The sequence below is a fragment of the Pseudomonas sp. GD03842 genome, assembly GCF_029841165.1.
Taxonomy (GTDB): Bacteria; Pseudomonadota; Gammaproteobacteria; order Pseudomonadales; family Pseudomonadaceae; genus Aquipseudomonas.
Genome location: NZ_JAOCEA010000017.1, coordinates 38270 through 64986, shown reverse-complemented (window position 1 = coordinate 64986; position 26717 = coordinate 38270). Strand labels below are relative to the sequence as shown.

General features: G+C 61.3%; 7 protein-coding genes. 3 read left to right on the top strand and 4 right to left on the bottom strand.

The window, feature by feature from the left end; all coding sequences use genetic code 11:
- Nucleotides 1-39: 39 nt before the first annotated feature.
- The gene (locus N5D61_RS21720; protein WP_279894197.1) at nt 40-16413 is read right to left on the bottom strand and encodes a retention module-containing protein; all 16374 of its coding nucleotides are present in this window, start codon (nt 16411-16413) and stop codon (nt 40-42) included.
- Nucleotides 16414-16816: 403 nt separating this feature from the next.
- On the opposite strand from N5D61_RS21720, the gene N5D61_RS21715 reads away from it, so the two are divergent.
- The 3 genes from N5D61_RS21715 (at nt 16817) to N5D61_RS21705 (ending at nt 21750) form a co-directional block, all read left to right on the top strand.
- Nucleotides 16817-18166, top strand: coding sequence for a TolC family outer membrane protein (locus N5D61_RS21715; protein ID WP_108239926.1), 1350 nt, complete (start codon nt 16817-16819; stop codon nt 18164-18166).
- 67 nt (nt 18167-18233) lie between these two features.
- Complete coding sequence (locus N5D61_RS21710; protein WP_279894196.1) at nt 18234-20387, top strand: type I secretion system permease/ATPase; 2154 nt, start codon at nt 18234-18236, stop codon at nt 20385-20387.
- Complete coding sequence (locus N5D61_RS21705) at nt 20377-21750, top strand: HlyD family type I secretion periplasmic adaptor subunit (RefSeq protein ID WP_108239924.1); 1374 nt, start codon at nt 20377-20379, stop codon at nt 21748-21750. Before N5D61_RS21710 ends, N5D61_RS21705 begins: the two co-directional genes overlap by 11 nt.
- Nucleotides 21751-22263: 513 nt before the next feature.
- Here N5D61_RS21705 and N5D61_RS21700 read toward each other — a convergent pair.
- The 3 genes from N5D61_RS21700 to N5D61_RS21690 form a co-directional block, all read right to left on the bottom strand.
- Nucleotides 22264-22554, bottom strand: coding sequence for a DUF2845 domain-containing protein (locus N5D61_RS21700; RefSeq protein WP_256602036.1), 291 nt, complete (start codon nt 22552-22554; stop codon nt 22264-22266).
- Between the two features lie 21 nt (nt 22555-22575).
- Nucleotides 22576-25527 (bottom strand): DUF748 domain-containing protein, encoded by a 2952-nt coding sequence (locus N5D61_RS21695; RefSeq protein WP_279894194.1) that lies wholly within the window; start codon nt 25525-25527, stop codon nt 22576-22578.
- Between the two features lie 114 nt (nt 25528-25641).
- A complete protein-coding gene (locus N5D61_RS21690; protein WP_279894193.1) occupies nt 25642-26658 on the bottom strand; it encodes a class I SAM-dependent methyltransferase in 1017 nt (338 codons plus the stop codon).
- Nucleotides 26659-26717: the final 59 nt, after the last annotated feature.

Sequence of the window (26717 nt, the reverse complement as noted above, 5' to 3'; positions counted from 1 at the left end):
GGCTGCCAGCACAGTACATCACCTCGCGCGGGCGGGCTATCAGTGATGATCGACCTTGATGGTCGGATCGGCACCGTTGACCAGCGAGTTGATCATCGAGTTGTTCCAGGTCACACCTTCGACCTTGATGTGCACATCAGCGGTGCTGTTGGCATTCGAGGCGTTGGTGCTGCTGGTGAACTGCCCAGTGCTGCTGATTTCCAGGGTGGTGTCCTTGCCATCGTTGGTGATTTGCAGGTACTTGGTCAGGTCGTTCACGTTGTTGCCGTTCTCGCCCTGCAACAGGTCGCTCAGGTCAATCTTGTCGCCTTCGCTCGCTTTGAAGTCCTTGATCACATCGAAGCCACCGCTGTTGGTGTCGCCCGCCTTCCAGGCGAACGTATCGGCACCGGCGCCGCCGAAGAGGACGTCGTTGCCTTTACCACCGATCAACAGGTCGTTGCCATTGCCGCCGTACAGCGTGTCGTTGCCGCCCTGACCGAACAGAATGTCATCGCCATTGCCGCCCAGCAGCGTGTCCTTGCCATCGCCCAACAGCGGGTACTTGCTGGCGTCGTAGGTATTCGACGCATTGGCCAAGTGCGCCACGTCATCCACGTGGCTGCTGATGAACGAGTGCAGTGCCTTGTCATCGATGGTCGAAACGTTGACGTGCAGCGTATCGGCCGCGAAGGCTTTGAGGGCAGCCGTCCCTTCGAATGATCCGTAGTTGATCATGTCGCCGAACACGATGTCGTTGCCGTCGCCACCGTTGACGGTGTCGTTGCCTGGGCCGACGAGGGTTTCGCTGCTCAGGATGGCTTGTTTCAGGCTGGTGACGTCGATCACGTTCTGCGAGTGATTGTTGGTGTCGTAGGTGTCCAGCGCTGCGGTGTTGATACCGATCGCTTCTACGGCCGACTTCTGCGCCAGGGCGTTGAATGCGGCCTGTGTTTCACTCAGCGCAGCACCGCTCACGGCATTGCCATTGGCGTCGTCGTGGTAGTTCGGCTGACCATCGGTGATGAAGAAGGTCAGTTTCTGCGCGCCATCGCCAGCGGTGCTGGTGAACCAGTTGCTGGTCTGGTTGAAGACCGACTCGTAGTTAGTGTTGCCGCTGGTGGTCAGTTTGTTCACATAGTCGATCGCGCTGTTCAAGCCCGAGCTGGTGGACAGGTCATAGGCCTGGCCGGTGTGCGCCGTGGTGCCGAAGTTGGTCAGGTAGACCTTCACGGCACCCGCGTGCTCGGTGGCCGCCGAATTAGCGAGCGTCTGCAGCGTCGAGATCAGTTGGTTCTTCATCTCGGCCAGTTGATTTCTCATGCTGCCCGAGGTGTCGATCATGAACGCGATGTCATAGCTCTGACCTGCGACCAGTTTCATCGCGGTGACATCTGCCACCACCACGTCGTTGGACGCCGTGCCGGTGACCGTGCTGTCGCCCGCCGTGCCTTCGCTGGCCTTGTAGACGCCTGCGTCGACTGTCACTGCGATTTGCTTGGTGTCCGTCGCGGTCGCCACGGCGCCTGCCTTGCCCACCAGCGCCGTTTCCGTGGCCGTCGCGGTGACGGTCAGCGTGAAGTTGCCGCTGTAGTACTGAGGCGTCTTGATGACCAGGCTGGTCAAGTCGAAGCTGCTGACATCGACCGCAGTGCTGGCCGCGGCGATGGTCACGCTGTGACCGGCGCCGTCGGTCAGGATGGAGCCCGCAGGTGCACCGCTGATGGTGGTGACGTGGGTTTCCGAACCGTCGTTGTCGGTGTAGTTCGCTGTGATCGAACTCAGCTTGATCGGGTTGTTTTCCGTGCCGTGGTTCAGGGTGTACGCGGTGTAGTACCCCTCGCCGGAGCCTGCGCCGTTTTCATGCAGCGTTACGCCGTTCAGGCCGGAAGCCTTCAGATCGTCCACCGAGGTGTACAGCAGTTCATTGGTGCTGTTCAGGGCGACGGTCGTGGTGGCGCCGGTGCTGTTGGTCTTGTCGACCAGGTTGATCGTGTAGCTGCCTGGTCCGGCCTGGTTGTAGTGGTAGATATCCAGGGTGTAATAGCCGGATTCGGTCGGGGTGTAGCCGGTGGACGAAATGGTGCCGCTGTTGCTACCCCAGGTCGCTTTGGCCACGGTGCTGCCGCCGACGGTGATCAGCAGGCTGTCGTCGCCCGAACCCGAGAAGTTGTAGGTATGACCCGCTTCCAGGTAAATCAGGCCGGACAGCTTGGTGCCGGTGCCCGCCGAGACGTTGCCATCCTGTGCGGCGGTTGCAGTGGTATGGGTCGTCGGGGAAGTCGAGGTATTGAAACCGGCCTTGATGGTCGATTCGCTCGCACCGTTCCCGTCTGTGCCCATGCCGGTCAGCGTGCCTACCCAGACGTCCTTGACCAGGCCGGTCGATTGGACCGCGCTGGTGCCCAGCGACAGGGACGGCTGATCCACGGCCGGACGGATGCTGATATTCAGCGTGCCCGGCGTGGCGACAGAGCCGCCATCGGTCGCGCTGAACTGCAGCTGGCTGTAGACCGACTTCTGATCACCCACACCCGACGCGCTGTAATCGCTGCTGCCGGATTTGTCGGCCGCTGGAACGAATTGCAGTTTGCCCGCTGCGATGTCGGCATAGCTGAAGGCCTTGCCAATGTCGTTGCCGGTCAGGGTGGTCCAACTGCCATTGGCTGCCTTGTATTGCAGATCGCCGCCGCTTGGCAGGGCCGTGATCTTGATACCCAGTGCCGAGTTCGCGCTGTCGACATCGCTGATGCCGAAGTCGGACCACTTGAACACCAGCGCCGTGTCTTCGGTGCCGGTGGCCGCAGCGTTGCTGACGGTCGGTGCATCGTTGGTGCCAGTGACGGTGATCGCCAGGTTCGATGTACTGCTCGCGCCCGACTTGTCGGTGACGGTGAACGGTACATTGATAACCGTGGTTTCCCCCGCAGCCAAGTGCTGGTAAGCCGGGTTGCTGGCGTCCAGCGTCCAGTGGCCACTGGCATCGACGGTAAATCCGGCAGGCTTGTCAGCCGACTTGACGGTGTAGGTCAGCGTGTCGCCATCATCCACGTCGGTGGCCTGCAGTTGACCACTGAGCGTGGTGTCTTCGCTGCCGGAGCCGATGCTGGCTTTGGCCACCGGTGCATCGTTGGTGCCGGTCACGGTGACGGTCAGCACCGAGGTGCTGGTTGCGCCTGCTTTGTCGGTCACGGTGAAAGGCACGTTCAAGGTGGTGGTCTGCCCGGCTGCCAGGTGCTGGTAAGCCGCGTCGCCAGCGTTGAGCGTCCACTGGCCCGTGCTGCTGTCCAGAGTAAAGCCCGCCGGTTGGCTGCTGTTGGCAACGGAGTAGGTCAGGGTGTCGCCTGCATCCACGTCGCTGCCCTGCAGTTGACCGCTGATCACCGTGTCTTCCATGCCGGCGCCTGTGCTCGCCGTCGCGACAGGGGCATCGTTGACCGCCACGACATTGACCGTCACGGTCGCCGTATTGGACGTCAGGTTGCCGTCGGTCACGGTGTAGGTGAACGTCGCCGTGCCGTTGAAATTCGCGTTCGGCGTGAACACCACGTCACCGGCCGGGGTCAGGCTGAGCGTGCCGTTGCTGCTGTGCAGGTCGCTGGTGATGCTCAGTTTGTCGCCGTCGGCATCGTAGTCGTTGCCCAACAGGGTAGCGGCCTTGATCAGCAGTGGCTGATCTTCGAGCGTCGTCAGCGTGGTGTGCGTCATGGCGGCAGTGCTGCTGCTCAGCACGGTGTAGTCACCGATGCCGTTTGCAGTGACAGGTGCCACTTCGACTTTCAACTGCGCGTAGCCGCCCTGATCCCAGTACACGATCTGAATGCTGTGATCGCCCGACGTGTCGAGTGTGACGTTCACAGCCTTCGAGCTGGAGGACTGGTTCTGATCCACGGCAAGCACCTGCTTGCCGTCGATGAGCACGATGTAGCCGTCGTCCGCGGTCACCTTCAACGAGTACGTACCCGCGTCGGCCTTGATGTTGCCTGTCAGCTCGACGATGGCGTCGGACGTGGTGGCTTGCGAAGTGCCCGTGGCGTAAACCAGCGAAGCTTTGTCCGCGCCCAGGAAGGATTCAAGATTCCCGGCGTGGCCCAAGTCATTGCTGAACACACCGCCGCCGCCATAGTTGAGGGTGGTCGCATTGAAGGTGGCATCGGCTGTGTGCGCACCGATGAAGTCCAGTGCCTGCTTGATGCTGGCAAGGTTGCCGCCGTCGACGCCTTCTTTATAACCGTAGTAGTTGCCTTGCAGGCTGCTCACCACCAACGCCGGGCCGTCATTGACCGCCACCGGCGCATCATTGGTGCCGGTCACAGTGATGGCGACGCTCGAGGTGCTGGTAGCGCCCGATTTGTCGGTGACCGTGAACGGTACGGTGATGACGGTGGTCTGGCCCGCAGCCAGGTGCTGATAGGCCGGGTCGCTGGCGTCCAGGGTCCATTGGCCGGTCGCGCTGTCGAGCGTGAAACCGGCAGGCTTGTTGGCATCGGCGACGGTGTAAGTCAGGACATCATTGTCGTCGACATCGCTGGCTTGCAGTTGGCCACTGACAGACTTGTCTTCATCGACGGTCGCCGTGGTCGGTTTCGCCACCGGCGCATCATTGGTGCCGGTCACAGTGATGGTCAGGGTCGAGGTGCTGGTCGCGCCGGCCTTGTCGGTGACGGTAAACGGCACGCTCAAGGTGGTGGTCTGACCGGCAGCCAGATGCTGGTACGCCGCATTGCTGGCATCCAGCGTCCACTTGCCGGAATCGTCGACAGTGAAACCGGCTGGCTTGTCGGCGTCCTTGACGGCGAATTTCAGTACATCGTTGTCATCGACATCGGTGCCTTGCAGCTGACCGGTGGTCGTGGTGTCTTCCACGCCCTTGCCGGTGCTGGCTTGGGCCACCGGTGCATCGTTGGTGCCGGTCACAGTGATGGTCAGGGTGGATGTGCTGGTCGCGCCCGCCTTGTCGGTGACGGTAAACGGCACGTTCAAGGTGGTGGTCTGACCGGCCGCCAGATGCTGGTACGCCGCATTGCTGGCATCCAGCGTCCACTTGCCGGAATCGTCGACAGTGAAACCGGCTGGCTTGTCGGCGTCCTCGACGGCGAATTTCAGTACGTCGTTGTCATCGACATCGGTGCCTTGCAGCTGACCGGTGGTCGTGGTGTCTTCCACGCCCTTGCCGGTGCTGGCTTGTGCGACCGGTGCATCATTGGTGCCGGTCACAGTGATGGTCAGGGTGGATGTGCTGGTCGCGCCCGCCTTGTCAGTGACGGTAAACGGCACGTTCAAGGTGGTGGTCTGACCGGCCGCCAGGTGCTGGTAAGCCGCGTTGCTGGCGTCCAGGGTCCATTGGCCCGTGGCGGCGTTCAGGCTGAAACCTGCTGGCTGACTGCTGCTGGCAACGGAGTACGTCAGCACATCGCCGGTATCGACATCGCTGGCCTGCAATTGGCCTGTGAGGGTCGTGTCTTCCTTGCCCGCACCGGTGCTGGCCGATGCAACAGGCGCATCGTTAACGGCGGTCACATTGACCGTGACGGTGGCGGTATTGGAAGTCGCATGCCCATCCGTGACGGTGTAGGTGAAAGTCACCGGACCGTTGATGTCTTTGGCCGGAGTGAAGACCACGTTACCCGCGGCATCCATGACCACCGAGCCGACCACTTTGCCAGACGCGTCGGTGACGCTGGATGGCGTTTTCGGATCGTGGCCTTGCAACGAGTTGATGGTCAACGCGTCGCCGTCGACGTCTTTGTCGTTGGCCAGCAGGGTCGCCGCCTTGATGACCAATGGCTGGTCTTCGAGGGTGGTCAGGGTGTCATGCGCCAGGGCAATGGCTGGGTTGGTGCCCAGCACGCTGTAGGCGCCGGTCACGTTGCCAGTGACCGTGGCCACTTCGACTTTCAACTGCGCCTGACCGCCCTGGTCCCAATAAACGATCTGGATGCTGTGCTCGCCGCCGGTTGCCAGCGAGAACGGCGTCGTACGGGCCGTGGGCGACTGGTTGGCGTCATAGGCAGCCACTTGTTTGCCGTCGATCAGAACAAGGTAGCCATCGTCCGCGGTGATCTTCAGCGAGTAGTTGCCTGCCGCCATGGTGACTTTGCCCGCCAGTTCGACGATGGCGTCACTCGTGGTGGTTTGCGCGGTGCCGTTGGTGTACACCAACGAGCCCTTGTCGTTGCCCAGGAAGGTCGCCAGGTTTCCGGCATTCCCCAGGCCGTTGCCGAACGAGCCGCCGTAGTTCAGGGTGCTGGCGTTGAAGGTCGCGTCGGCCTTGTGCGTGGCGATGAAGTCCAGCGCCTGCTTGATGCTGCTCAGGTTCGGACCATCATTGCCCGCGCCGCTGCCTTGTTTGTAGCCGTAGTAGTTACCCTGCAGGCTGCCGATGACCGGCTGGCCGATGTCGTTGGCGGCAATCGGCGCATCGTTGACCGGAGTGACGTTGATCACAACGCTGGACGCATTGCCCAGGGTCGCGCCACCATCGCTCGGCTGGAAGCCGATGGTCGCGTAGTTGTTGCCGTTGGCATCGTCGGCAGGCTTGAAGGTCAGCTTGTCACCGTCGATGTCGGCTTTGCTGACCAGTTGGCCTTGCGCAACGGCCACGCCATTGAGCAGCAGGGTGCCATTGGCTGGCAGACCGGTAATGACCACGCCCAGCGAGCTGGCGGGAGAGTCGATGTCGGAAACACCGAAGTTGCTCCAGTGCAGGGTCTGGGTGGTGTCTTCGTCCCCGGTGCTGCTGCCGCCGGTGGCGGTCGGGGCATCGTTGACTGGGTTGACCACCAGGTTAGCGGTGTTTGGCACGGTGACGGTGCCGTCGCTTACGCCGAAGCTGATGTTGGCGGTGCCGTTCCAGTCTGGTTTCGGCGTGAAGGTGTAGGTGCCGTCGCTGTTCTGTACCAGCGTGCCTTGCGAAGCGGGCACGGTCACATTGACGACCGAGAGGTTGTCGCCATCCACATCCTTCGCGCCCGCCAGCAACTGATCTTTGGTGAAGGTGATCGCGGTGTCTTCGTTGGTCGGGGTCAGCGTGACTGGCGTGACCGTCGGCGCATCGTTGACCGGAGTGACGTTGATCACGACGCTGGACGCATTGCCCAGGGTCGCGTCGCCGTCGCTCGGCTGGAAGCCAATGGTCGCGTAGTTGTTGCCGTTGGCATCGTCGGCAGGCTTGAAGGTCAGCTTGTCGCCGTCGATGTCGGCCTTGCTGATCAACTGGCCTTGCGCAACGGCCACGCCATTGAGCAGCAGGGTGCCGTTGGCTGGCAGGCCGGTGATGACCACGCCCAGCGAGCTGGCGGGAGAGTCGATGTCGGAAACACCGAAGTTGCTCCAGTGCAGGGTCTGGGTGGTGTCCTCGTCCCCGGTGCTGCTGCCGCCGGTGGCGGTCGGAGCGTCGTTGACCGGAGTGACATTGACTGTCAGCGGCAGCGTCGTGGAAGCGTGGTTGCCGTTGCTCGATTCAGTCGCCGTGGCGATGATGCTCAGCTGAATAGGCGCCGTCGCGTCCTTGGGCGGTGTGATCGTCAGGTTGTTCAGGTCCCAGCCCGTGACGATGACAGCGCCATCGCCGCCCGGAATCGAGGTGTAGCTGTTGTGACCATCGGTCACCACTGCGCCCAGCGGAATACCCGCCACCGTCAGAGTCAGGGTTTCCGAACCGTCGGTGTCGACCAGCGCCCCTGCGATGTCCAGCTTGATGGCGCTGTCTTCGTTGCCGCCATCGGTATGCACGGTCAGGGTCGGGGCGTCCGCGACTGCGATGACCGTTACGTCGAATTTCAGCGACGTGCTCTCAGGCGCTGCGGCGCCATCTTTGGCGGTGGCTGTCAGTTCCAGCCCAACGGTGCCACTGTAGTTCAGCGGTGCCTGGAATTTCAGGCCGCTCAGGTTCCAGTCGCTGACATCCACCGAGGCGTTGTTATCGCCGGCGGTGAAGACGTGATTCGGATTGCCATCGGTAATGACCGAACCTTTCGGCAGACCGCCGAGCGTCAGGGTCAGGCTTTCCGAACCATCGCGGTCGGTGCTGGCGGCGTGAATCGGTGACAGCAGGATAGGTTGATCTTCATAACCCGTGTTGACGTTCTGGATCACCGAAATGTTGTCCAGAATGCCGCCGGTGGAGTTGCTGTCCGCGGCTTTGAATTCCAAGTGCGCAGTGCCGTCCGCGGTGACCGGAACCTGGAAAGCGTAAGTCTTGAGGCCCACTTCGTTGGCGTTCAGCGTGCCGATCAGGGTCGTACCCCAGAAGACGTTGATCGTCGAATTGTCCAGTGCACCGGCCCGTGGCGAATAATCGACGGTCACGGTGTAGGTCTGGCCGGCCTTGGCCGAGAATTCGGTCCACAGGTTGCTGGCGTCGCCAGGGTTGCGCTCAAGCTCGATGACGTGGTTACCAGACGCCTGTTTCGGGTCGTTCACGCCATAGGTGCCGGCGGTGTTGATTTCCACCGCATTGCCGGCGTTATCGGTGTGCCATACGCCGCCGCTGAACTGCCCGACAGCGACGTTGGTGCCGGTCCCGGACCCTTGGAAGTCGATGCCACGGCTGAAACCGCCATCCATGGTCAGCGATGGGATATCGGTGACCGGATTCACGGTAACGCTGCCATTCACGACAGGCGAACTCAACACGTCCTTACCGGACAGGCCATTGTCCACGGCTTTGTAGGTGAAGTCGTTGGTGCCGCTCCAGTCCGCGTCGGGTACGAAGTAGATGGTCGCGCTGTTGGCGGAGGCGGGGATATCCGTGCTGGTGTTGATGGCGATCGTGTGGGCTGCATCGGCATAGAACGTGCCGTGCGCACCCAGATCGACCAAGTTGAAGTGGTCGATCTGACCGTCTACATCGCTGCCGCTGAGGGTGATGGCGATGCCTGGGTTGGTCTGCCCGTCGTCTTCATTGCCGCTGCCCTGAGCGGCATTGGCCGTCGGTGCATCGTTGACCGGAGTGACGTTGATCACCACGCTGGACGCATTGCCCAGGCTCGCGCCGCCGTCGCTCGGCTGGAAGCCGATGGTCGCGTAGTTATTGCCGTTGGCGTCGTCGGCAGGCTTGAAGGTCAGCTTGTCGCCGTCGATGTCGGCCTTGCTGATCAACTGGCCTTGCGCAACGGCCAGGCCATTGAGCAGCAAGGTGCCGTTGGCTGGCAGGCCGGTGATGACCACGCCCAGCGAGCTGGCGGGAGAGTCGACGTCGGAAACGCCGAAGTTGCTCCAGTGCAGGGTCTGGGTGGTGTCTTCGTCACCAGTGCTGCTGCCGCCAGTGGCCGTCGGTGCATCGTTGACCGCAACCACGGAGATTTCCCCGTGGGCCAGGAACGACTCCTTGCCGTTCACGCCGTTACCTTTGGCGCCGGAGTCGGTGACGGTAATGTCGACGCCACGTGTGCCCTCGGTCGGGTTGTCGCCCGGTGCCTGGAACTTGATCGATTCGATCAGCGCCTTGTACTGCTCGATGGTAGCGATGCCGGAAAGGGTAAAGCCGGTAACCTGGCCCGCCGCGTTCTTCACTTCGGTCACAGTGACGCCGTCAGGCTTGGTGCCGGTGAAGGTCAGCAGCTCGCCAGCCTTCATGTCGCTGACACTGACCACGGCCTTGCTGAGGGTGGTGTTGTCCAGATCGTTCAGTTGCAGGTTCTTCACCACCGAAACGGCGTTGTCGTTCTCGGTGAAGGTGACCTTGTCGGTGCCCACGGTCGGCGCATCGTTGACGGTGGTGATCCGGATGGTCGAAACCGTCGTCGCGATGTTGTTCACATCGCCGCCGTCATCGATGGTGATGTTGATGATGCGGTTTTCAGTGCTCGGGTTATGCGACGAGCTGTCGAAGGTAATCGACTGGATTGCCGTCTGGTACTGCGCAGGGGTGCCTGGCCCGAACGTGATGGTTTTGCCGGTCACCACGCCCTGAGCGTTGACCACATCGCTAACGGTGTAGGTCAGGCCTGCGCTCTTGACCACATTCAGGATGTCGCCATCGTGATAGTTGGTCAGGGTGATGGTCGCCGACTTCATGGTGGCGCTGTCCGAATCACTCAGGGTGAAGTCACGCGCGATCTTGCCAGGACCTTTGCCACTGCCCGACGGCGTGCCGTCAGCCAGAGATTCGTTCCAGGTGTTGCCAAACTCGGTACCGGTGCCTGTATGGCCGATGACGGGTGCGTCGTTGACCGGGATGACCGTCACCTGGCTGTTGTGGACCACGGTCTGGTTGTCGGTGCCGTGAGCGTCGACATCGGTGACCGCCACACTCACCCCGCGGGTGGCGGTGCTCGGGTTTTCGCTGCTGTTTTGATAGGTGATCGAGTTGATCAGCTCTTTATAGGTATCGATCGACGCTTTGCCGGACAGCTCGATGACAATGTTGCCGTTGCTGTCGTTACTCAGCTTGTAGCTGATACCCAGATCGGTGGTGCCTTCGGTTCCGCCCTTGTAGTACTTGGAAACGATCACGTCTTCGGCGAGGAAGCCGGTCAGGGTGATCTTTGCGCCGCTCAGTTCGGTGCTGTCGACGTCAGTGACGGTGACGTCCTTCACCAGAGGCGTCGCTGCGCCGTTTTCGGTGTACTCGACGCTGCCGAAGTTGACGACAGGTGCATCGTTCTTCGCATCGATGGCGATTTCGCCCTTCGCCACTACCGACATTTCCGCGCCCACGCCGTCGCCTTTCAGGCCGGTGTCGGTCACGCTGATTTCAACGCCACGCGGCGTGACGTTCGGGTTGTCTTCAGGGGTCGCGAATTTGATCGACTGGATCAGCGCCTGATAGTCAGCCACGCTGGCCTGGCCGGTCAGGGTGATGACCAGCGTGCCGTTGGCCGCCGAACCCTGAACGGTGTAGGTCACGCCCGGAATCGACGTGGTGCCGTCGGCGTTGGCCAGGTTCGAACCGAAGATGTCGGTCGCTTGCAGGTGGGTCAGCGTGATGGTCGCGCCTTGCAAGGTCGAGTTGTCGACATCGCTCAGTTGTACATCTTTAGCGATGGCAACCGGCTCGCCGTTCTCGGTGTACGTGTTGTTGCTGAAGCCGACTTGCGGCGCATCGTTGACCGCGATGACGTTGATGGTCGAGGTCGTGGTGTTCGACGTTCCGTTGATCAGGTGTCCGTCGCTGACGGTCACAGTGATGTTGCGCGGTACCGTGCTCGGGTCATCGCTGGTGTTGCTGTAAGTGATGGCCGCGATGGCTTTCTGATAAGTCTCGGCACTTGCGCTGCCGGTCAGGGTGACGGTGATCTTGTTCTGCGCGAGGTCGTTGTCGATCTTCACGGTCAGGCCGAACTGGTCGGCGATCGACAGCACATCGCCTTTTTGGGCGTTGTTCAGAGTGACGGTTGCGCTCTGCACGCGCGCGTCATCCGGGTCGGTGATGCTGACTTTGCCCGCGATGCTGACGCCTTGCTGGTTTTCGGTGTAGTCGGCGGTGTAACCCGCCGAACCGTTGCCCAGGTCGATGAACGGGGCGTCGTTGACCGGGATGACGGTGACGACGGCCGTGCCTGCCGACGAATTCAACTCGCCGTCGTTGACGGTCACGCTGATCAGGCGAATGCCGCCAACCGGGTCTTCACCCGTGCTGACGAAGGTCGCGGACTTGAGCACCGCTTCGTACTGAGCTTGGGTGGCGCTGCCGGTCAGGGTGTAGACCAACTGGCCATTGACGGTCTGCGTGGTGACCACGATGCCCGTGTTGCCGGTGTCGAAAGCCAGCGCGTCGCCTGGCTTGGCGTTGGTGATGGAGACTTTGGCGCTCTGCAGGTTCGGACTGTCCGGATCGTTGAGCGTAATGCCCGACATCAGTTTGACCGGCGCTGCGTTTTCAATGTACGGCGCGGCGAACGAGATGTTGCCAAAGCCGTGCATGTCCACGGTCGGCGCATCGTTCACGGCCGTCACCTTGATGGTGCTGGTCGCGACGTTGGAGAGGTTGTTCTCCGACTGGCCGTCGTTCACCTGCACAGTGACCTGGCGATCCACGGTGCTCGGGTTATCGCTGGTGTTGCGGTAGGTGATCGACTCGATCATCGCCTCGTACTGGGCTTTGGTCGCCTCGCCAGTCAAGTTGACGGTGATCGTCTTGTTGCCGTTGGCATCGGTGCCGTTGACGATCTGCACGGAGATGCCGAATTTGCTGTTGGCGGCCAGCACGTCGCCGGCTTGCGCGTTGCTCAGGACGACCGTTGCGCTCTTGATCGTGGCGTTGTCGACATCGGTGATCGAGACATTCTTGCCTGCGATGCTGATGCCATTGCCGTTCTCGGTGTAGCTCAGGGTATAGCCGGTTTCGGTCGCGCCATCGGTGGAGTTCAGATCCAGGACCGGAGCGTCGTTGACCGGCGTGACAGTGACAGGCAGCGGCTGAGTGGTGGTCGCGGTCTGGCCATTGCTGGCCTCGGTCGAGGTCGCGGTCACCACCAGATTGATTTGGCCGTTGAAGTCTTTCGGCGGCGTGAGGGTCAGCTTGGACAGGTCCCAGCCATTGATGATGACAGCCCCGTCGCCACCTGGGATCGAGGTGTAGCTGTGAGTGCCATCGGTCAGGACGGCGCCCAGCGGGATGCCTGAAACGGTGGTGGTCAGTGTTTCGGAACCGTCGGTGTCGACCAGCGCCGGAGCGATGGTCAGCTGAATGGCCGAGTCCTCGGGGCCTGTGGCCGACGTGACGGTCAGCGTCGGGGCATCGGCAACCGCTTCGACGTGGACGAGGAAGCTCTGCTCCGAGATGGCCGGGGCGGCATTGCCGTCCTGTGCGGTCGCGGTCACGGTCAACTGGATGTCGCCGCTGACATTCGACGGCGCGGTGAACTTGAGATTGCTCAGGTTCCAGTTGGTGATGTCGGTCGACGTGTTGCCCGCGGTCGCGGTGAAGGTGTTGACGCCGTCACTCAGGGTTGAGCCAACGGGCAAGCCTTTCAGAGCCAGGGTCAGGGTTTCGGAACCGTCGATGTCGGTCGTCTTCGCCTGAATGGTCGACAGCAGAATGGCGTGGTCTTCAAGCCCGCTGTTCAAATGCTCGGTGACGCTGATGTTGTTGATCACGCCGCCCACGGAGTTGCTGTCTACCGCCTTGAACTCCAGCTTGGCAGTCCCGTCCGCAGTGACAGGCACCTCGAAGGTGTAGGTGTGCATGCCGGTCTGGCTCGCATTCAGCGTGCCGATCAGCGTGTTACCCCAGTAGACATTGATGGCCGAGTTGCCCAGCGCGATGTCACGGGGCGAATAATCGACCGAAATCTGATAGGTCGCGCCGTCTTTGACGTCGATGTTGGTGTACAGGTTGCTCGGGTCGCCGCTGTCGCGTTCCAGCTCGATCACCTGCGAGTTACGCGGGTCGGAGCCGACGCCGTAGGTGCCCGGCGCGCCGATTTCCACGGTGCCGCCGCTGTTGTCGGTGTGCCACGTGCCGCTGCCGATATCGCCGATGACGCCGGTCGTGGCGCCGTTGACGCTCAGCGAGGCAACGGTCTTGTCGACGATCAGTGCCAGGAACGGCGTGTCCGTCACCGGTGCAATGGTGATGCTGCCCGTGGCGGGTGTGGCCGCTGGCAGACCCTGATTGTCGGTGGCGGTGTAGCTGAAGCGGGTGTCGCCGCTCCAGTCCTTGTCAGGCTTGAAGTAGATGGTCGCGCTGTTGTTGGCGGCTGCGATGTCGCTGGCGCTGGTCAGCTCCTGAGTACCTGCTGCGTCGGCGTAGAATTTGCCGTGCGCGGCCATGTCCACCAGGTTGAAGTGCGCGATGGTGCCGTCGACATCGCTGCCAGTCAGCTTGATTTCGATGATGCCGTCTTCATTCCCCGAACCGGTGGTCGGCGCGACGACGGGCGCGTCGTTGACGGCAATGACGTCGATTTCGCCACTGTGGGCGCCGGTCTGGTTGTTGGTGCCGTGGGCATCGACGTCAGTCACTTCGATCTTCACGCCGCGTGGCGCGACGCTCGGGTCGTCACTGTTGTTGGCGTAGGTGATCGAGTTGATGAGCGTGGTGTAGTCAGCGATCGAAGCGTTGCCGCTCAGCGTGATGACGATGGCGCCATCCGGCGTGTTGCTCAGCGTGTAGCTGATGCCCAGGTCGGTTGTGCCTGCGGTGCCGCCCTTGTAGTACTGGGAGACGATCAGGTCTTCGGCCTGAATGCCGGTCAGCGTGATCTTCGCGCCGCTGAGCGTATCACCGTCGACGTCAGTGATTTTCAGGTTGTCGACCAGCGCCTGAGGCGCGCCGTTTTCGGTGTAGGTCGGGCTATCGAAGGACACGACGGGCGCATCGTTGACGGCCACCACGTGAACGGTGCTGCTCACTGGTACCGAGTCATTCTGACCGTCGTTGACCGTCACGTTGATGGTTCGGTCGACAACGCTCGGGTTCTCGCTGCTGTTGCTGAAGGTGATCGACTTGATCACAGCTTCGTACTGCGCAGCGGTGGCGTTACCGGTCAGGGTCAGGACGATCTGGCCATTGACGATGGCGGTGGTAACGGTGATGGCCGGATTCGGGCTGCCGACCGCCAGGCTGTCGCCCGCCTGCGCATTGCTCAGGGTGACTTTGGCGCCTTGCAGGGTCGGGCTGTCGACGTCGGTGACGTTGATGTTCGGGGCGATCTGAACGCCAGTTTGGCCTTCGGTGAAGGTGGCTTCGCTATTGGTGCCGTTTGCGCCGCCGTTCATGTCAACCACGGGCAGCGCATCGTTGTCGATGATGGTCGTGGTGACGCTGCCGTTGGTGGCGCTGACGACGACGTTTTCGAAATTGCCGCCCGTGATCCCGCCGATCGAAACGGTGACGTTCTCGACGCCTTCTGGAAGGGTGTCGTTGATAGTGGCCAGGTCGAAGGTGACGCTGCTGGAGCCTGCCGGAATCTTGACGCTCACCACTTGGGTGTAATCGGTGCCGTTGGCAGCGGTGCCGCTGTAGGTCAGGTTGACGGTGACTTCGGTTTGAGCCGGATTGCTCAGCGCGATGGTGTAAGTCGCCGCCTGACCCTCGGTGACCTGGGCAGTGCCAGTGATGGAGGCGGTGGTGGTGTCGATGGTGTCGGTGATCTGCACAACGGCCGGGGTCGGGTTGGCGACCAGGTTTTCGAAATTGCCGCCGGTGGCGCCGGTGATCGTGGTGCTGACGGTGGTGGCCGAGTTGTAGACGTCGTTGGCGGGTGCCGCAACCACGACCGAACCGCTGGACTCGCCAGCGCGGATGGTGATCGTCGAACCGTCCGACAGGGTGACGGTGACTGGCGTTTGCGCCGGGTTGGTCAACGTGGCGGTGTAGGTAATCGAGGTGCCTTCAGCGGTGGTGGCGCTACCGGCGGCCAGGCTGACGGTGGTGGTGTCTGGCGTATCGGTGATCTGCACAACGGCCGGAGTCGGGTTGGCGACCAGGTTCTCGAAATTGCCCCCGGTGGCGCCGGTGATCGTGGTGCTGACGGTGGTGGCCGAGTTGTAGACGTCGTTGGCGGGTGCCGCAACCACGACCGAACCGCTGGACTCGCCAGCACGGATGGTGATGGTCGAACCGTCCGACAGGGTGACGGTCACTGGCGTCTGCGCCGGGTTGGTCAGCGTGGCGGTGTAGGTGATCGAAGTGCCTTCAGCGGTGGTGGCGCTGCCGGCGGCCAGGCTGACGGTGGTGGTGTCGATGGTGTCGGTGACCGTGGTCACCGCAGGAGCCGGGTTGGTCGTCAGGACCAGGCCCGCCCCGCCAGAAGTGCCGGTAATGGTGGTGCTGATGTCGTGTGGGTCGATGTACGGCGTGTTGCCGTTTGGAACCTGAACAACCACGTTGCCCGAGGTCTGGCCCGCCGCGATGACGATGGTCGCGCCGTTCGACAGGGTAATGGTCAGGTCGCTGAGTGGCGCCTGCGTGACGGTGGCGGTGTAGACCAACGCGCCGCCCGTTTCGGTGATGGTCGATGTCGCGCTCAGCGTCAGCGTTGAGTCGCGCTGTGGAACTGCCGCGTCTTGCCGAGTGCCGGCTGCCGCGCTGCTGTCCAGGCCTGCGGTGTTGAAACCAATGTTCGGGTTCACCACGCCAGCCGTTTCGGTCAGCATCACCACGCTGTGACCGCCGCCCGCGTTTCCGCCATCGGAGGATGTGCCAGTGGTCTGGCCGGCTGCGGTGGCTTCCAGATCCTGAGTCGGGTCCGCGCCCGCGGCGATGGCTTGTTGCAGTTCGGCAACCGATGGCGCGGTCTGAGCGGCGGCCTCGGCAACGTTGGTGGTGGATGCCGGGGTGTCAGCGCTCCACTGGCTGTCACGGCCCATGTCCAGCTGACGGCCATCCGGCAATTGCAGTGTGACGGCGCCTTCTGGCCCGGTGAGCACTTGTTCCCCGGCCAGCAGCCGGTCACCTTCGATCAGTACACGGCGAATCCCTTCCGGGGAGACTGCGACAACTTGGCCAACAATGCTTTTGACGATGGCAACAACACTGCTCATGGGGGTGACTCTCCGTGCTTACCGTTCTGTAGGTATCTGTTCTGACCGACCGGGCATCAGGGGCGGCGCTTCATTGATCTGTAATTCAACTATCAAAACTTTGACACCGGGCAACTAACTAACTGATTTGTTTATTGTTAGTTATTTGGCGTCAATTTATTTTCAGTCAGTGTCGGCTTGATGATTAAGTTTGTGCCAAAGTATTGACCTATTACGCGACATCCTAAACAATCGCGTCCGTAATGTCACATTGATATTTTCTGAGATCGCGTATTTCTGTTGTTCGCTCCCAGAGACCCTTCAGAACAGCCTGGCTTAGCCGATCTCTTACACAAAGTCTCTCTTGCAGTGCAGCAGTGACTGCTGCGTTTTCGAACAAGTACGTTCCCGGGAAGTAACCAACATGCGTAAGCAAATTCTCACTGCTGTACCCTTCATCCTCTCGGCTGGCTTCGTGCAGGCACAAACCTTGCCAGAAGCGATGCAGAAGGCCATGGAAGTGCATCCCGAGGTTCAGGCAGGCGTCAACGCCCGTATTGCGCAGGACTACGCGGTTCGTGCAGCGAAGGGCGGTTACCTGCCACGCGTCGACGTGACGGCGGGATATGGCCGTGCGGGTTCGGATACGCCGACTACCCGAGCTCAGAACAATGGTGACCACTGGCAAACACTGAACCGCGGTGAGTCTGCTATTCGTTTGCGTCAGATGCTGTTTGACGGTTTCGCAACAAGTAATGAAGTTGGGCGTCAACAAGCCACCGCCAATTCTCGGGCGTACTCTTTGTTGAATACTTCCGAGCGCACTGCGCTGACAGTTGCCCAGGTATATATCGATGTTTTGACGCAGCGCGAAATGGTGCGTCTGGCTGAAGAAAACCTGAAGAGCCACGAACGTATCTACGACCAGATCAAACTGCGCACCAGCCGTGGCGTTGGTCGCATGGCCGACATGGATCAGGCCGACGCCCGTCTGGCACAGGCTCAGAACAACCTGATCACCGAACAGACCAACCTGGCCGACGCCCAGACCAACTACCTGAGCGCCATCGGCCAACTGCCGGACCAACTGGAAAAGCCTGCACCGTTCGCCATGATGCCGGCCGATCTTCAGGAAGCGCGCCAGCAAATGCTCGACAACAGCCCGGTACTGCGTTCGGCCGAGGCTGACATTGCTGCGGCGGAGAAACAATACGCCGCCGCCAAGTCGACATTCTCGCCGCGTTTCGATCTGGACCTGGGCCGCAACGCCGACAACAACGTCGGGGGTGACGAGGGTCACAACAACGGCTGGGAAGCGATGGTGCGCATGCAGTTCAACCTGTATGCCGGTGGCAGCAACAAGGCCGACCTGACGTCCAAGTCGTACCTGGCTTCCCAGGCGCTGGACATCCGTAACAACGCCCTGCGTCAATTGAACGAAGAACTGGGCCTGGCCTGGAACGCCTACAACAACGCGTCCCAGCAAGTTCCGATCGCCCAGCAGTACGTCGATCGCGCCACCAGTGTCCGCACGTCGTATCAGCAGCAATTCAGCCTGGGAGAGCGTACCCTGCTCGACCTTCTCGACAGTGAGAACGAACTGTTCACGGCTCAACAGCGCCTGGTGCAGCTGCAAAGCCTGAAAACCTATACCCAGTACCGCATTCAGGCGGACATCGGCACCTTGCTGAAAAGTCAGGGCGTCGTCGCGCCGCTGGCATCGGTTGTGCAGAATGATATAAAGCCGTCGGTCAAACTGCCGGGGATGAACTGATTCTTGACGCTTTCCGCTTCCGTCAGGAGCCAGGTGCTTTTAACCGCTAAAGAAAGAGAGTGTCAGCGTGGATTTGGAATTACCTTCGGTTCAATTAGGTCATGATCCCCGCAGCCAGCATGACGATCCCCTGCTGGACGGCTTGCTGACACTCTGCGCCCTGCATCACAAACCGGCGAGCCGTGCGATGCTGAGCACGGGCCTGCCGCTGCCGGATCAGCGTTTCACCCCCGATCTGCTGCCTCGCGCAGCCGCTCGCGCCGGCTTGCAAGGTCGTTTGCTGGTACGCCGACTGGATCAGATTCCCGCCATCGCACTCCCGGCCATGCTGCTGTTGAAGGAAGGGCGGTGCGCGGTGCTTCTGGGCTGGAACGACGACGTTGCACGGCTGCTGATCAGCGAAAGCGACGGCGGCGAAGTGCACGTCGAGCGCGAAGCGTTGGCCAAGGATTACAGCGGCAAGGTGTTTTTCGCACAGCCGCAGCATAAATTTGACGCAACCCGCGGCTCGATCATTCCGCGGGCGCGCTCCTGGTTCAAAGACACCCTCAAGCTGTCGCGCTGGCTTTACGCCGACGCGATCGCTGCCAGTTTCGTCATCAACCTGATTGCGATTGCGGCCCCACTGTTCGTCATGAACGTGTATGACCGAGTCGTGCCCAACCAGGCCACTTCCACCTTATGGGTGCTGGCCGCCGGTATCGTCGGCGCGTATTTGTTCGACCTGGTACTCAAAGGCCTGCGCAGCCTGTGCCTTGATCTGGCGGGCAAAAAGACTGACCTGATCATTTCCGCGACGCTGTTCGAGCGCATCGTCGGCATGGCGATGAAGTTCCGTCCCGCCAGGGTCGGCAGCTACGCGCAGAACATCCACGAATTTCAGGGCATGCGCGACTTTCTCACCTCGCTGACCCTGACGAGCCTCATCGACCTGCCGTTCACTCTGATCATTCTGCTGGTGATTGCGCTGCTAGGCGGGCACCTGGTGTGGATTCCGATCATCGCGTTCCCGCTCGCGCTGGGCATTGGCCACTTGCTGCAAAAACCCCTGACCGCCACCCTCGAACGCACGATGGCGTTGGGCGCCGAGCGTCAATCGAGCCTGATCGAAACCCTCTCCGGGCTCGATGCCGTCAAGGTCAATAACGCTGAAAGCGAGCGCCAGTACCATTGGGAACACACCATCGGCACCCTTAGCCGCCTCGAACTGCGGGTCAAGATCCTGTCCGGCCTGGCGATGAACATCACATTGCTGATTCAGCAACTGGCGGGCGTGGCGATGATCTGCTTCGGCGTGTACATGATCATCGACGGCAACCTGAGCATGGGCGGGCTGGTGGCCTGCTACATGTTGAGCGGTCGGGCATTGGGCCCGCTGGCGCAGTTGTCCGGGCTGCTGACCCGTTACCAGCAGGCCAAGGTCACCATGGTCTCGGTGGACCAGATGATGGAGCTGCCGCAAGAGCGCAACTTCGAAGAACGTCCGATGAGCCGCCAGGTGCTGCAGGGCGCGATGGAGTTTCGCAACGTTGAATTCACCTATCCGAATCAGCAGAACCTGGCGCTGAAGAACATCAACCTGGTGGTCCGGCCCGGCGAGAAGATCGGCATCATCGGCCGTAGCGGCTCGGGCAAGAGCTCGCTGGCCAAGCTGCTGGTCGGCCTCTACCAGCCTGACGAAGGCTCGTTGCTGGTCGATGGCGTGGACATTCGTCAGATCGACGTCAGCGAGTTGCGTCACAACATTGGCTACGTGGCGCAGGACATTCAACTGCTGGCAGGCTCGCTGCGCGACAACCTGGTGTCCGGCGCGCGCTACGTCGACGATGAAATGGTCCTGCAGGCTGCAGAGCTTGCAGGCGTACATGAATTCGCCCGGCTCCACCCACAGGGTTACGAGTTGCAGGTGGGCGAGCGCGGTCAGAACCTGTCAGGCGGTCAGCGGCAGAACGTGGCGTTGGCCCGGGCGCTGCTGCTCAACCCGCCGATTCTGTTGCTGGACGAGCCGACCAGTGCGATGGACAACACCGGCGAGGAGCGTTTGAAACAGCGCTTGCAAGCTGTCGTCGAGAAAAAGACCGTGATTCTTGTCACCCACCGAGCTTCGTTGCTCTCTCTGGTCGATCGCTTGCTGGTGATCGACCGTGGCCAGATCCTTGCCGACGGTCCGAAAGCGGCCGTAATGGACGCATTGAAGAAGGGGCAGATCAGTGTTGCTTAAATCGGGTCAAGACACCGGCGGCGGGCTGTTCGGTTATTTCAAAGGCACGCCGTCCCTTGAAGGGCAACCGATGCCTGAGGTGAAGAAGGCTTTTCTCGATGATGTGCCGCGCATCGTGCGCTACACCATCTGGGGCGTCATTCTGTTCTTCGTGTTTTTGGTGCTGTGGGCCCACTTCGCGGTAATCGACGAAGTGACCAAGGGCGAAGGCAAGGCGATTCCCTCGACCAAGATCCAGAAAATCCAGAACCTGGAAGGCGGCATCGTTGCGCAGATCTATGCCCGCGATGGGGAAATCGTCGACGCCGGTGCGCCCTTGATCCGTCTGGATGACACCCGGTTTGCCTCCAACGTCGGGGAGACCGAAGCCGATCGGGTGGCCATGGAGCTACGGGTCGAGCGCCTGAGCGCCGAGGTGGATGACCGCCCGCTGAACATCAGTGCCGACGCGCGCAAGTCGGCGCCCAAACAGGCGGCGAACGAAGAGTCGTTGTACCAGAGCCGCCGTCAGCAGTTGGTCGATGAGATCGGCGGGCTGCAGCAGCAACTGATACAGCGTCAGCAGGAATTGCGCGAGTTCGGCTCCAAGCAGGAACAGTACCGCAACAGCCTCAACCTGCTGCGCCAGGAAATCGGCATGTCCGAGCCGCTGGTTGCGCAGGGCGCGGTCTCGCCGGTGGACATCCTGCGTCTGAAACGGTCGGAGGTCGAGACGCGCGGTCAACTGGACGGCACGACCTTGGCGATCCCCCGGGCTCAGGCGGCGATTGCCGAAGTGCAGCGCAAGATCGACGAGACCAAGGGCAAATTCCGCAGTGACGCGCTCACCCAGCTCAACGAAGCCCGCACCAACCTGGCCAAGGCGCAGTCCACAGCCAAAGGGTTGGAAGACCGAGTCAACCGCACCATGGTGACCTCGCCGGTGCGCGGTATCGTCAAGCAGATGCTGGTGAACACCGTGGGGGGCGTGATCCAGCCAGGCAGCGACATTGCCGAGATCGTGCCGCTGGACGATACCTTGCTGGTCGAAGCGCGCATCCGCCCGCAGGACATCGCGTTTCTGCACCCGGGTCAGGAAGCGATGATCAAGTTCACGGCCTACGACTACACCATCTACGGCGGGCTCAAAGGCAAGCTGGAGCAGATCGGCGCCGACACCATCCAGGATGAAGAGAAGAAGAACACCTTTTACGTGATCAAGCTGCGGACCGAGCGCAGCCATCTCGGCACCGATGAGCATCCGCTGTTGATCATCCCCGGCATGGTGGCGTCGGTGGACATCATCACCGGCAAGAAGAGCATCCTCAGCTACCTGCTCAAGCCTGTGCTCAAGGCCCGCGCCGAGGCCCTGCACGAACGCTAAGGGCTTTTCGTAGGAGCGCGCTTGCCCGCGATTGCGTCGGTTCAGACACCGCGATGTCTCTGGCCCTCGGTTATCGCGGGCAAGCGCGCTCCTACACGTGGATGGCGCTGCAATCTATTTGCCCTCTTTTTGCCCAAGCCTGTACTCAAAGCGCGCCGAGGCCCTGCACGAACGCTAAGCGGCTTTTTTGTAGGAGCGCGCTTGCCCGCGACTGCGTCGGTTCAGACATCGCCATGGTTCTGACCCTCCGTTATCGCGGGCAAGCGCGCTCCTACAGGTGGATGGCGACGCGATCTATTTGCCCTATTTTGCTCAAGCCTGTGCTCAAGGCCCGCGCCGAGGCCTTGCACGAACGCTAAGGGCTTTTCGTAGGAGCGCGCTTGCCCGCGATTGCGTCAGTTCAGACATCGCGATGACTCTGACCCTCCGTTATCGCGGGCAGGCGTGCTCCTACACGTAGATGGCGCTGCGATCTATATTTGATGGCGGGGGTTCATTCGGCCAGCCAGGGGATCAACGGCCGCGTTTGCTGTCGATCCTCACTAAGCGCCCGCCCTCGAACCGCAGGTATTGATACATCCCGTTATTCGGGCCGTAGATCCACTCTTGGACCTGCACTTGATCGACCTGACGGAAGTGGTTGACGGTTTCCTTGTACCCCACGATGTCCTGGCTGATGGGCTGTCCGCACTTCTGTTGCACCTCGAACATCCGGTCGCCCGCGCTGATCAACTGACTGCCGCAACGCAACGTGTCGGCCTGCGTGGTGGTGCTCAATACCGTAAAGCCGATCGCGGCCGCCATTAACAGGGGTTTCAGCATGCGTTACTCACTGTCCAGATGCAGGGGGCTGATGACGCGGCCGTCTCGTTCCGGTTGGCCGAGGGAGGTGTCGACGAAGTACACGCGATCGTCGGCCAACTGCCCTTTGTCCACGAGGTAATCCTTGATACTGCCCGCGCGCGCCTGACCCAACTGGCGCAACAGCAATGCGCTGGAGCTCCAGGACTTGAGGACGGCCTCGCGCAGTTTGTTCTGTCGTTCTTCCTTGCCCAGCTCTGCCCATTCGGCAGGAGGCTGTTGTTTGAGGCGCGTGCGGTAGATCCCTTCCAGCATCGGCGCTTTTTCATCCTCCGGCACTTTTAGATCGCCCGCCTGCGCGGGGACTTTGTCCCCTCGCCGCTGGAGAATCTTGTAGTAGGTGCTCTGGTATTCGCGCTCCAGCCGTTGCTGGGCGATCAACGGACCGTCGCTGGCTTCCGCGCTGGTGCCCTCGATTTCCAGACGCAGCGCCGGACGTTCTTTCAGCGCAGCGGCCAGTTTGTCGAGCGAGGCCTGCGCGTCGCCGCTCAATTCATCCGAGCCTGGTGCGAAGGCGACTGTTCCCAGATCTTGCGAGCCACCCCCGGCGATCAGCCCACCGATGAACTTGAACGGCGCGGCGGCGGCTTTGACCACCAGGTTGCGCAACGTCTGCCAGACAATCGGCATCACACTGAACTGAGGGTTGTTCAGATCGCCAGACACGGGCAATTCAATGGAAATCTTGCCATCCACGTCCTTGAGCAGGGCGACCGCCAGTTTCAATGGCAGGTTCACCGCATCCGGGCTGTCGACTTTTTCGCCCAGTTGCAACTGCTCGACCACCACCTTGTTTTCGGCCTTGAGCTGGCCTTTCGTGATCAGGTAATGCAAGTCCAGATTCAACCGGCCTTTGCGGATGCGGTAACCGGCGAATTTTCCGGAGTAGGGCGTCAGCGTGGTGAGTTCGACGCGGCGAAAACTGGTCGCGATATCAAGGCTGGCCAGCGGATTGAATGGGTTCAGGGCACCCTTGATGGTGACCGGCGCGTAGCGGTCGACCTTGCCCTTGATATCCACCGGTGCTGGTTTGTCCTGACGGTTGTCCAGCGTGCCGATCTTACCGTTGAGCTGCTGCACAGCCGTCGCGAAATTCGGGGTCAGGCTGAAATCGGCGAAGTTGGCCGAGCCATTGTTGATGTTGACCTCGCCGATGTGGATGCCCATGGGTTTGGTCGCAGGCGTCGTTTTTGCCTGTGCAGGTGCCTTCGGCGCATCCGCGGGCTGCGGGATCAGCAGGTCATCGATGTTGGTGGTGCGGTCGTCGGCAATCACGAATCGAGCGTAGGGTTGTTCGATGTTGATTGTGGCGATGCTCAGGCTGTCACCCAACTGAAAGTTCAGGCCGTCGACATTCAGGCGCTGCCACTTCACGAAGTCGCGAGATTTGAGGGTGTCCAGCGTGTGCAGTTGATCGACCTGCGCCTTGCCGGTAATACCCAGGGCCAAGGGCTCGGTGCTTTTGAGGTCGACCGCCAGGTCGCTGTTCAGCATGCCGCTGCGCACTTCCAGGCGAATGAACGGGGTGACATAGGCTTGGGCCACGCGCAGGTCGATGTCGCGGGTGGTGACATCGAGTCTGGCGCGTACCGGCGCCAAGTTGACCTCGCCCTCGGCCGTCAGCTTGCCCTGTTTGCCCAGCCCGGTGTCGAGCTTGAGGGTGAAAGGCGACGTGTTGAGGCTGTCGAAATGCTTCAGGTCCAGGTTGAGTGGGCCGACCTCCAGCGCGACAGGCTCCTTGGGGACCTTGTCAGCCAAGTGCACGCGGTAGTCGCGCAACTGGGTGTCGAGCAGCAGCACCTGCCACGGTTTGCTGGGTGCGGAGTCCTTCGTGGCGGTGGTTTCAGCGCCGGAAGCCGTGGCAGGTTGCTGTTTCTCGGCCTCGGCTTTCTTTCTTTCGCTCTTCGAGGGTTGGCTGGCGAAAAGCTTCTGCCAGTCAAGCTGACCATCGCTCTCACGTGCGGCCCAGGTTTCCAGGCCCTGGCTACGGATTTTTCCTACAGTGACCAGCTGTTTGGCGAGGTCGACCGTGGTCTCGCTGACTTCCAGATTCTTCAAACGCACCAGCGGACGGCCGTCCGGGGCGTCGATCGCGAACGGCGCTACCTTGATAGACGTCTTGTCCAGCCGCAGTTCGGTTTCCTTGGCGAGGTTGAGTGTGTAATGCGTGTCGAGGTTCAACACGCCATCTTTCAGGACCAGAGGCAATGCGTCGCGCACGTAGGGCCACCACACCTTCATTTTGCCATCGGTGACTTTCAGCGTGCCCTCTGAGGTGATGGGAATCAGACTGACGCGGCCTACCCAGTCGATTTGTCCGCCATCGGGACCCGCGGCCACCAAGGTCATGTCGGCGTTGTCTTCAGGCAGGGTGCTGAGGTTTTTCAGCTCGAAATTCAGGGCGTCGTAAAGGAATTCGATGGGCTCGCTGGGGCGTCGATCCTCGAAGTGCACATAACCGTCGGCGAGCTTGATGTCATCGATGCGCAGCGGAAACGGCTTGCTTGGCGGTTCATCGGGTTTGGCAGGCTCGCTGGGCGGCAATTTGAAGAGACCTGCCAAATTGAGCGTGCCGTCCTTGGCGAACAGCAATTCGGTCTTGGGCTTGTCCAACTTCACAGCCGCCAGGTGCAGCGCTTTTGTCCACAGGCTGTCGATCTGCAGGTTGGCGTACAGTTTCTCGAAGGCGATCTGTTCTTTGCCCGGCGTCCCGATGTTCAGGCCCCACAGCGTCACTTCCAGCGTATAGGGATTGAGTTCGAGGCGGGTCAGGGTGGCGGGGACGGTGGCGTAATTCGCCAGTTGCTGGTTGATCACCCTCAGCGCGATGCCTGGCAGGATGAAGAAACCCAGCAAACTGTAAATAGCGAAGGCGGCCAGCAGGGCAGCGAGGGCGCGTTTCAATCCTTTGGGCATACGGGTCGCCAACTCTCTCTCGACATGAGGTGCCTTTGAGTATGGCACGCCAATCTGGTTCCGAAGTCGATTGCCCCGCCGCTTGTGGGAAAAATCCGTTTAGTCAGCGCTGAGTCAAAGCTGCAAGATCAATGTCTTGAGCGGGGGCTGTTGGTCCAACGACGGAAAATCGGCGGCAGGTGTCAGCACCTGCCAGTCGCGGACTGGCCGTCCGATCTTGGTCGCGCAACGCAGCACTTGGTCTCGCCAGTCCTCCATGTTGACCTTCGCCAGGTTATTGCAACAGATCAGCACGCCGTCCTCGGCGGTCGTCAGCAGGGCCGGCTTGAGCAGGCTTTGATAGTCGCGCAATAGATCGACCGTGCCGAACGCGCTCTTGGCCCAGGCCGGAGGGTCGAGCAGCACGAGGTCGAACTGACGAGGCTCTAGGCGTACATACGCGGGAAGCTTCTGGCCACGGCGGGCCGCGACCGGCAGCCCTGCCCATTGGCGGATCGCAGGGAAATAGTCGGACTGCACGAACTGCATCTCGGGCAGGTGCGGGTTGAGTTTACCGTTCTCCCGGCCCACGGCCAGGTTGCCTTCGGCGAAGTCCAGGTTGCACACCTCGCGCGCGCCGCCGGCGGCGGCACTCAAACCCACGCCACAGGTGTAGGCGAAGAGGTTGAGCACGCGTTTGTCGCGGGCGTGATCCTTCACCCAGCCCCGGGCATTGCGCAGGTCGAGGAACAGCAGCGGATCCTGGCCTGCATGGCGCCCGCGAACCCGATACTTGAGGCCCCATTCGTGCCCGATCATGTCTTCCAAAGCTGCGTCTTCGGCTTCATAGATGGGGTCGGTGCGATCGACACGCGAGTTGCCTTGGGAGCGGTCGTTGTAGACCAGCTTCAGATCCAGGTCCAGACGGGCGTTGATGGCAGCGTGGGCGGCCAGCAGCGAGTCGCGATCCAGCGGGCTGTGGAAACTCTGCATCAGCAGTTGCGGGCCATAGCGGTCGATGGTCAGCCCGCCCACGCCTTCTTGACTGCCATGAAACAGCCGATAGCAATCGGTGCCTTGAGCGTGCAGCTCGGCAATCAGGGCGTGACGATGATCGAGGGCGACGCTGAGCGCCTGATTCAAGGAGGACATGCGCAACGCCTTGGGGCAGGGGTGAAGCGCGGCATTCTAACAGCAAGGCCAGCAGGATG

Excerpts from the sequence above, each read along its gene's own strand:
- N5D61_RS21690 (WP_279894193.1), bottom strand. The coding sequence starts at position 26,658 with ATGTCCTCCTTGAATCAGGCGCTCAGCGTCGCCCTCGATCATCGTCAC.
- N5D61_RS21695 (WP_279894194.1), bottom strand. The coding sequence starts at position 25,527 with ATGCCCAAAGGATTGAAACGCGCCCTCGCTGCCCTGCTGGCCGCCTTC.
- N5D61_RS21700 (WP_256602036.1), bottom strand. The coding sequence starts at position 22,554 with ATGGCGGCCGCGATCGGCTTTACGGTATTGAGCACCACCACGCAGGCC.
- N5D61_RS21720 (WP_279894197.1), bottom strand. The coding sequence starts at position 16,413 with ATGAGCAGTGTTGTTGCCATCGTCAAAAGCATTGTTGGCCAAGTTGTC.
- N5D61_RS21715 (WP_108239926.1), top strand. The coding sequence starts at position 16,817 with ATGCGTAAGCAAATTCTCACTGCTGTACCCTTCATCCTCTCGGCTGGC.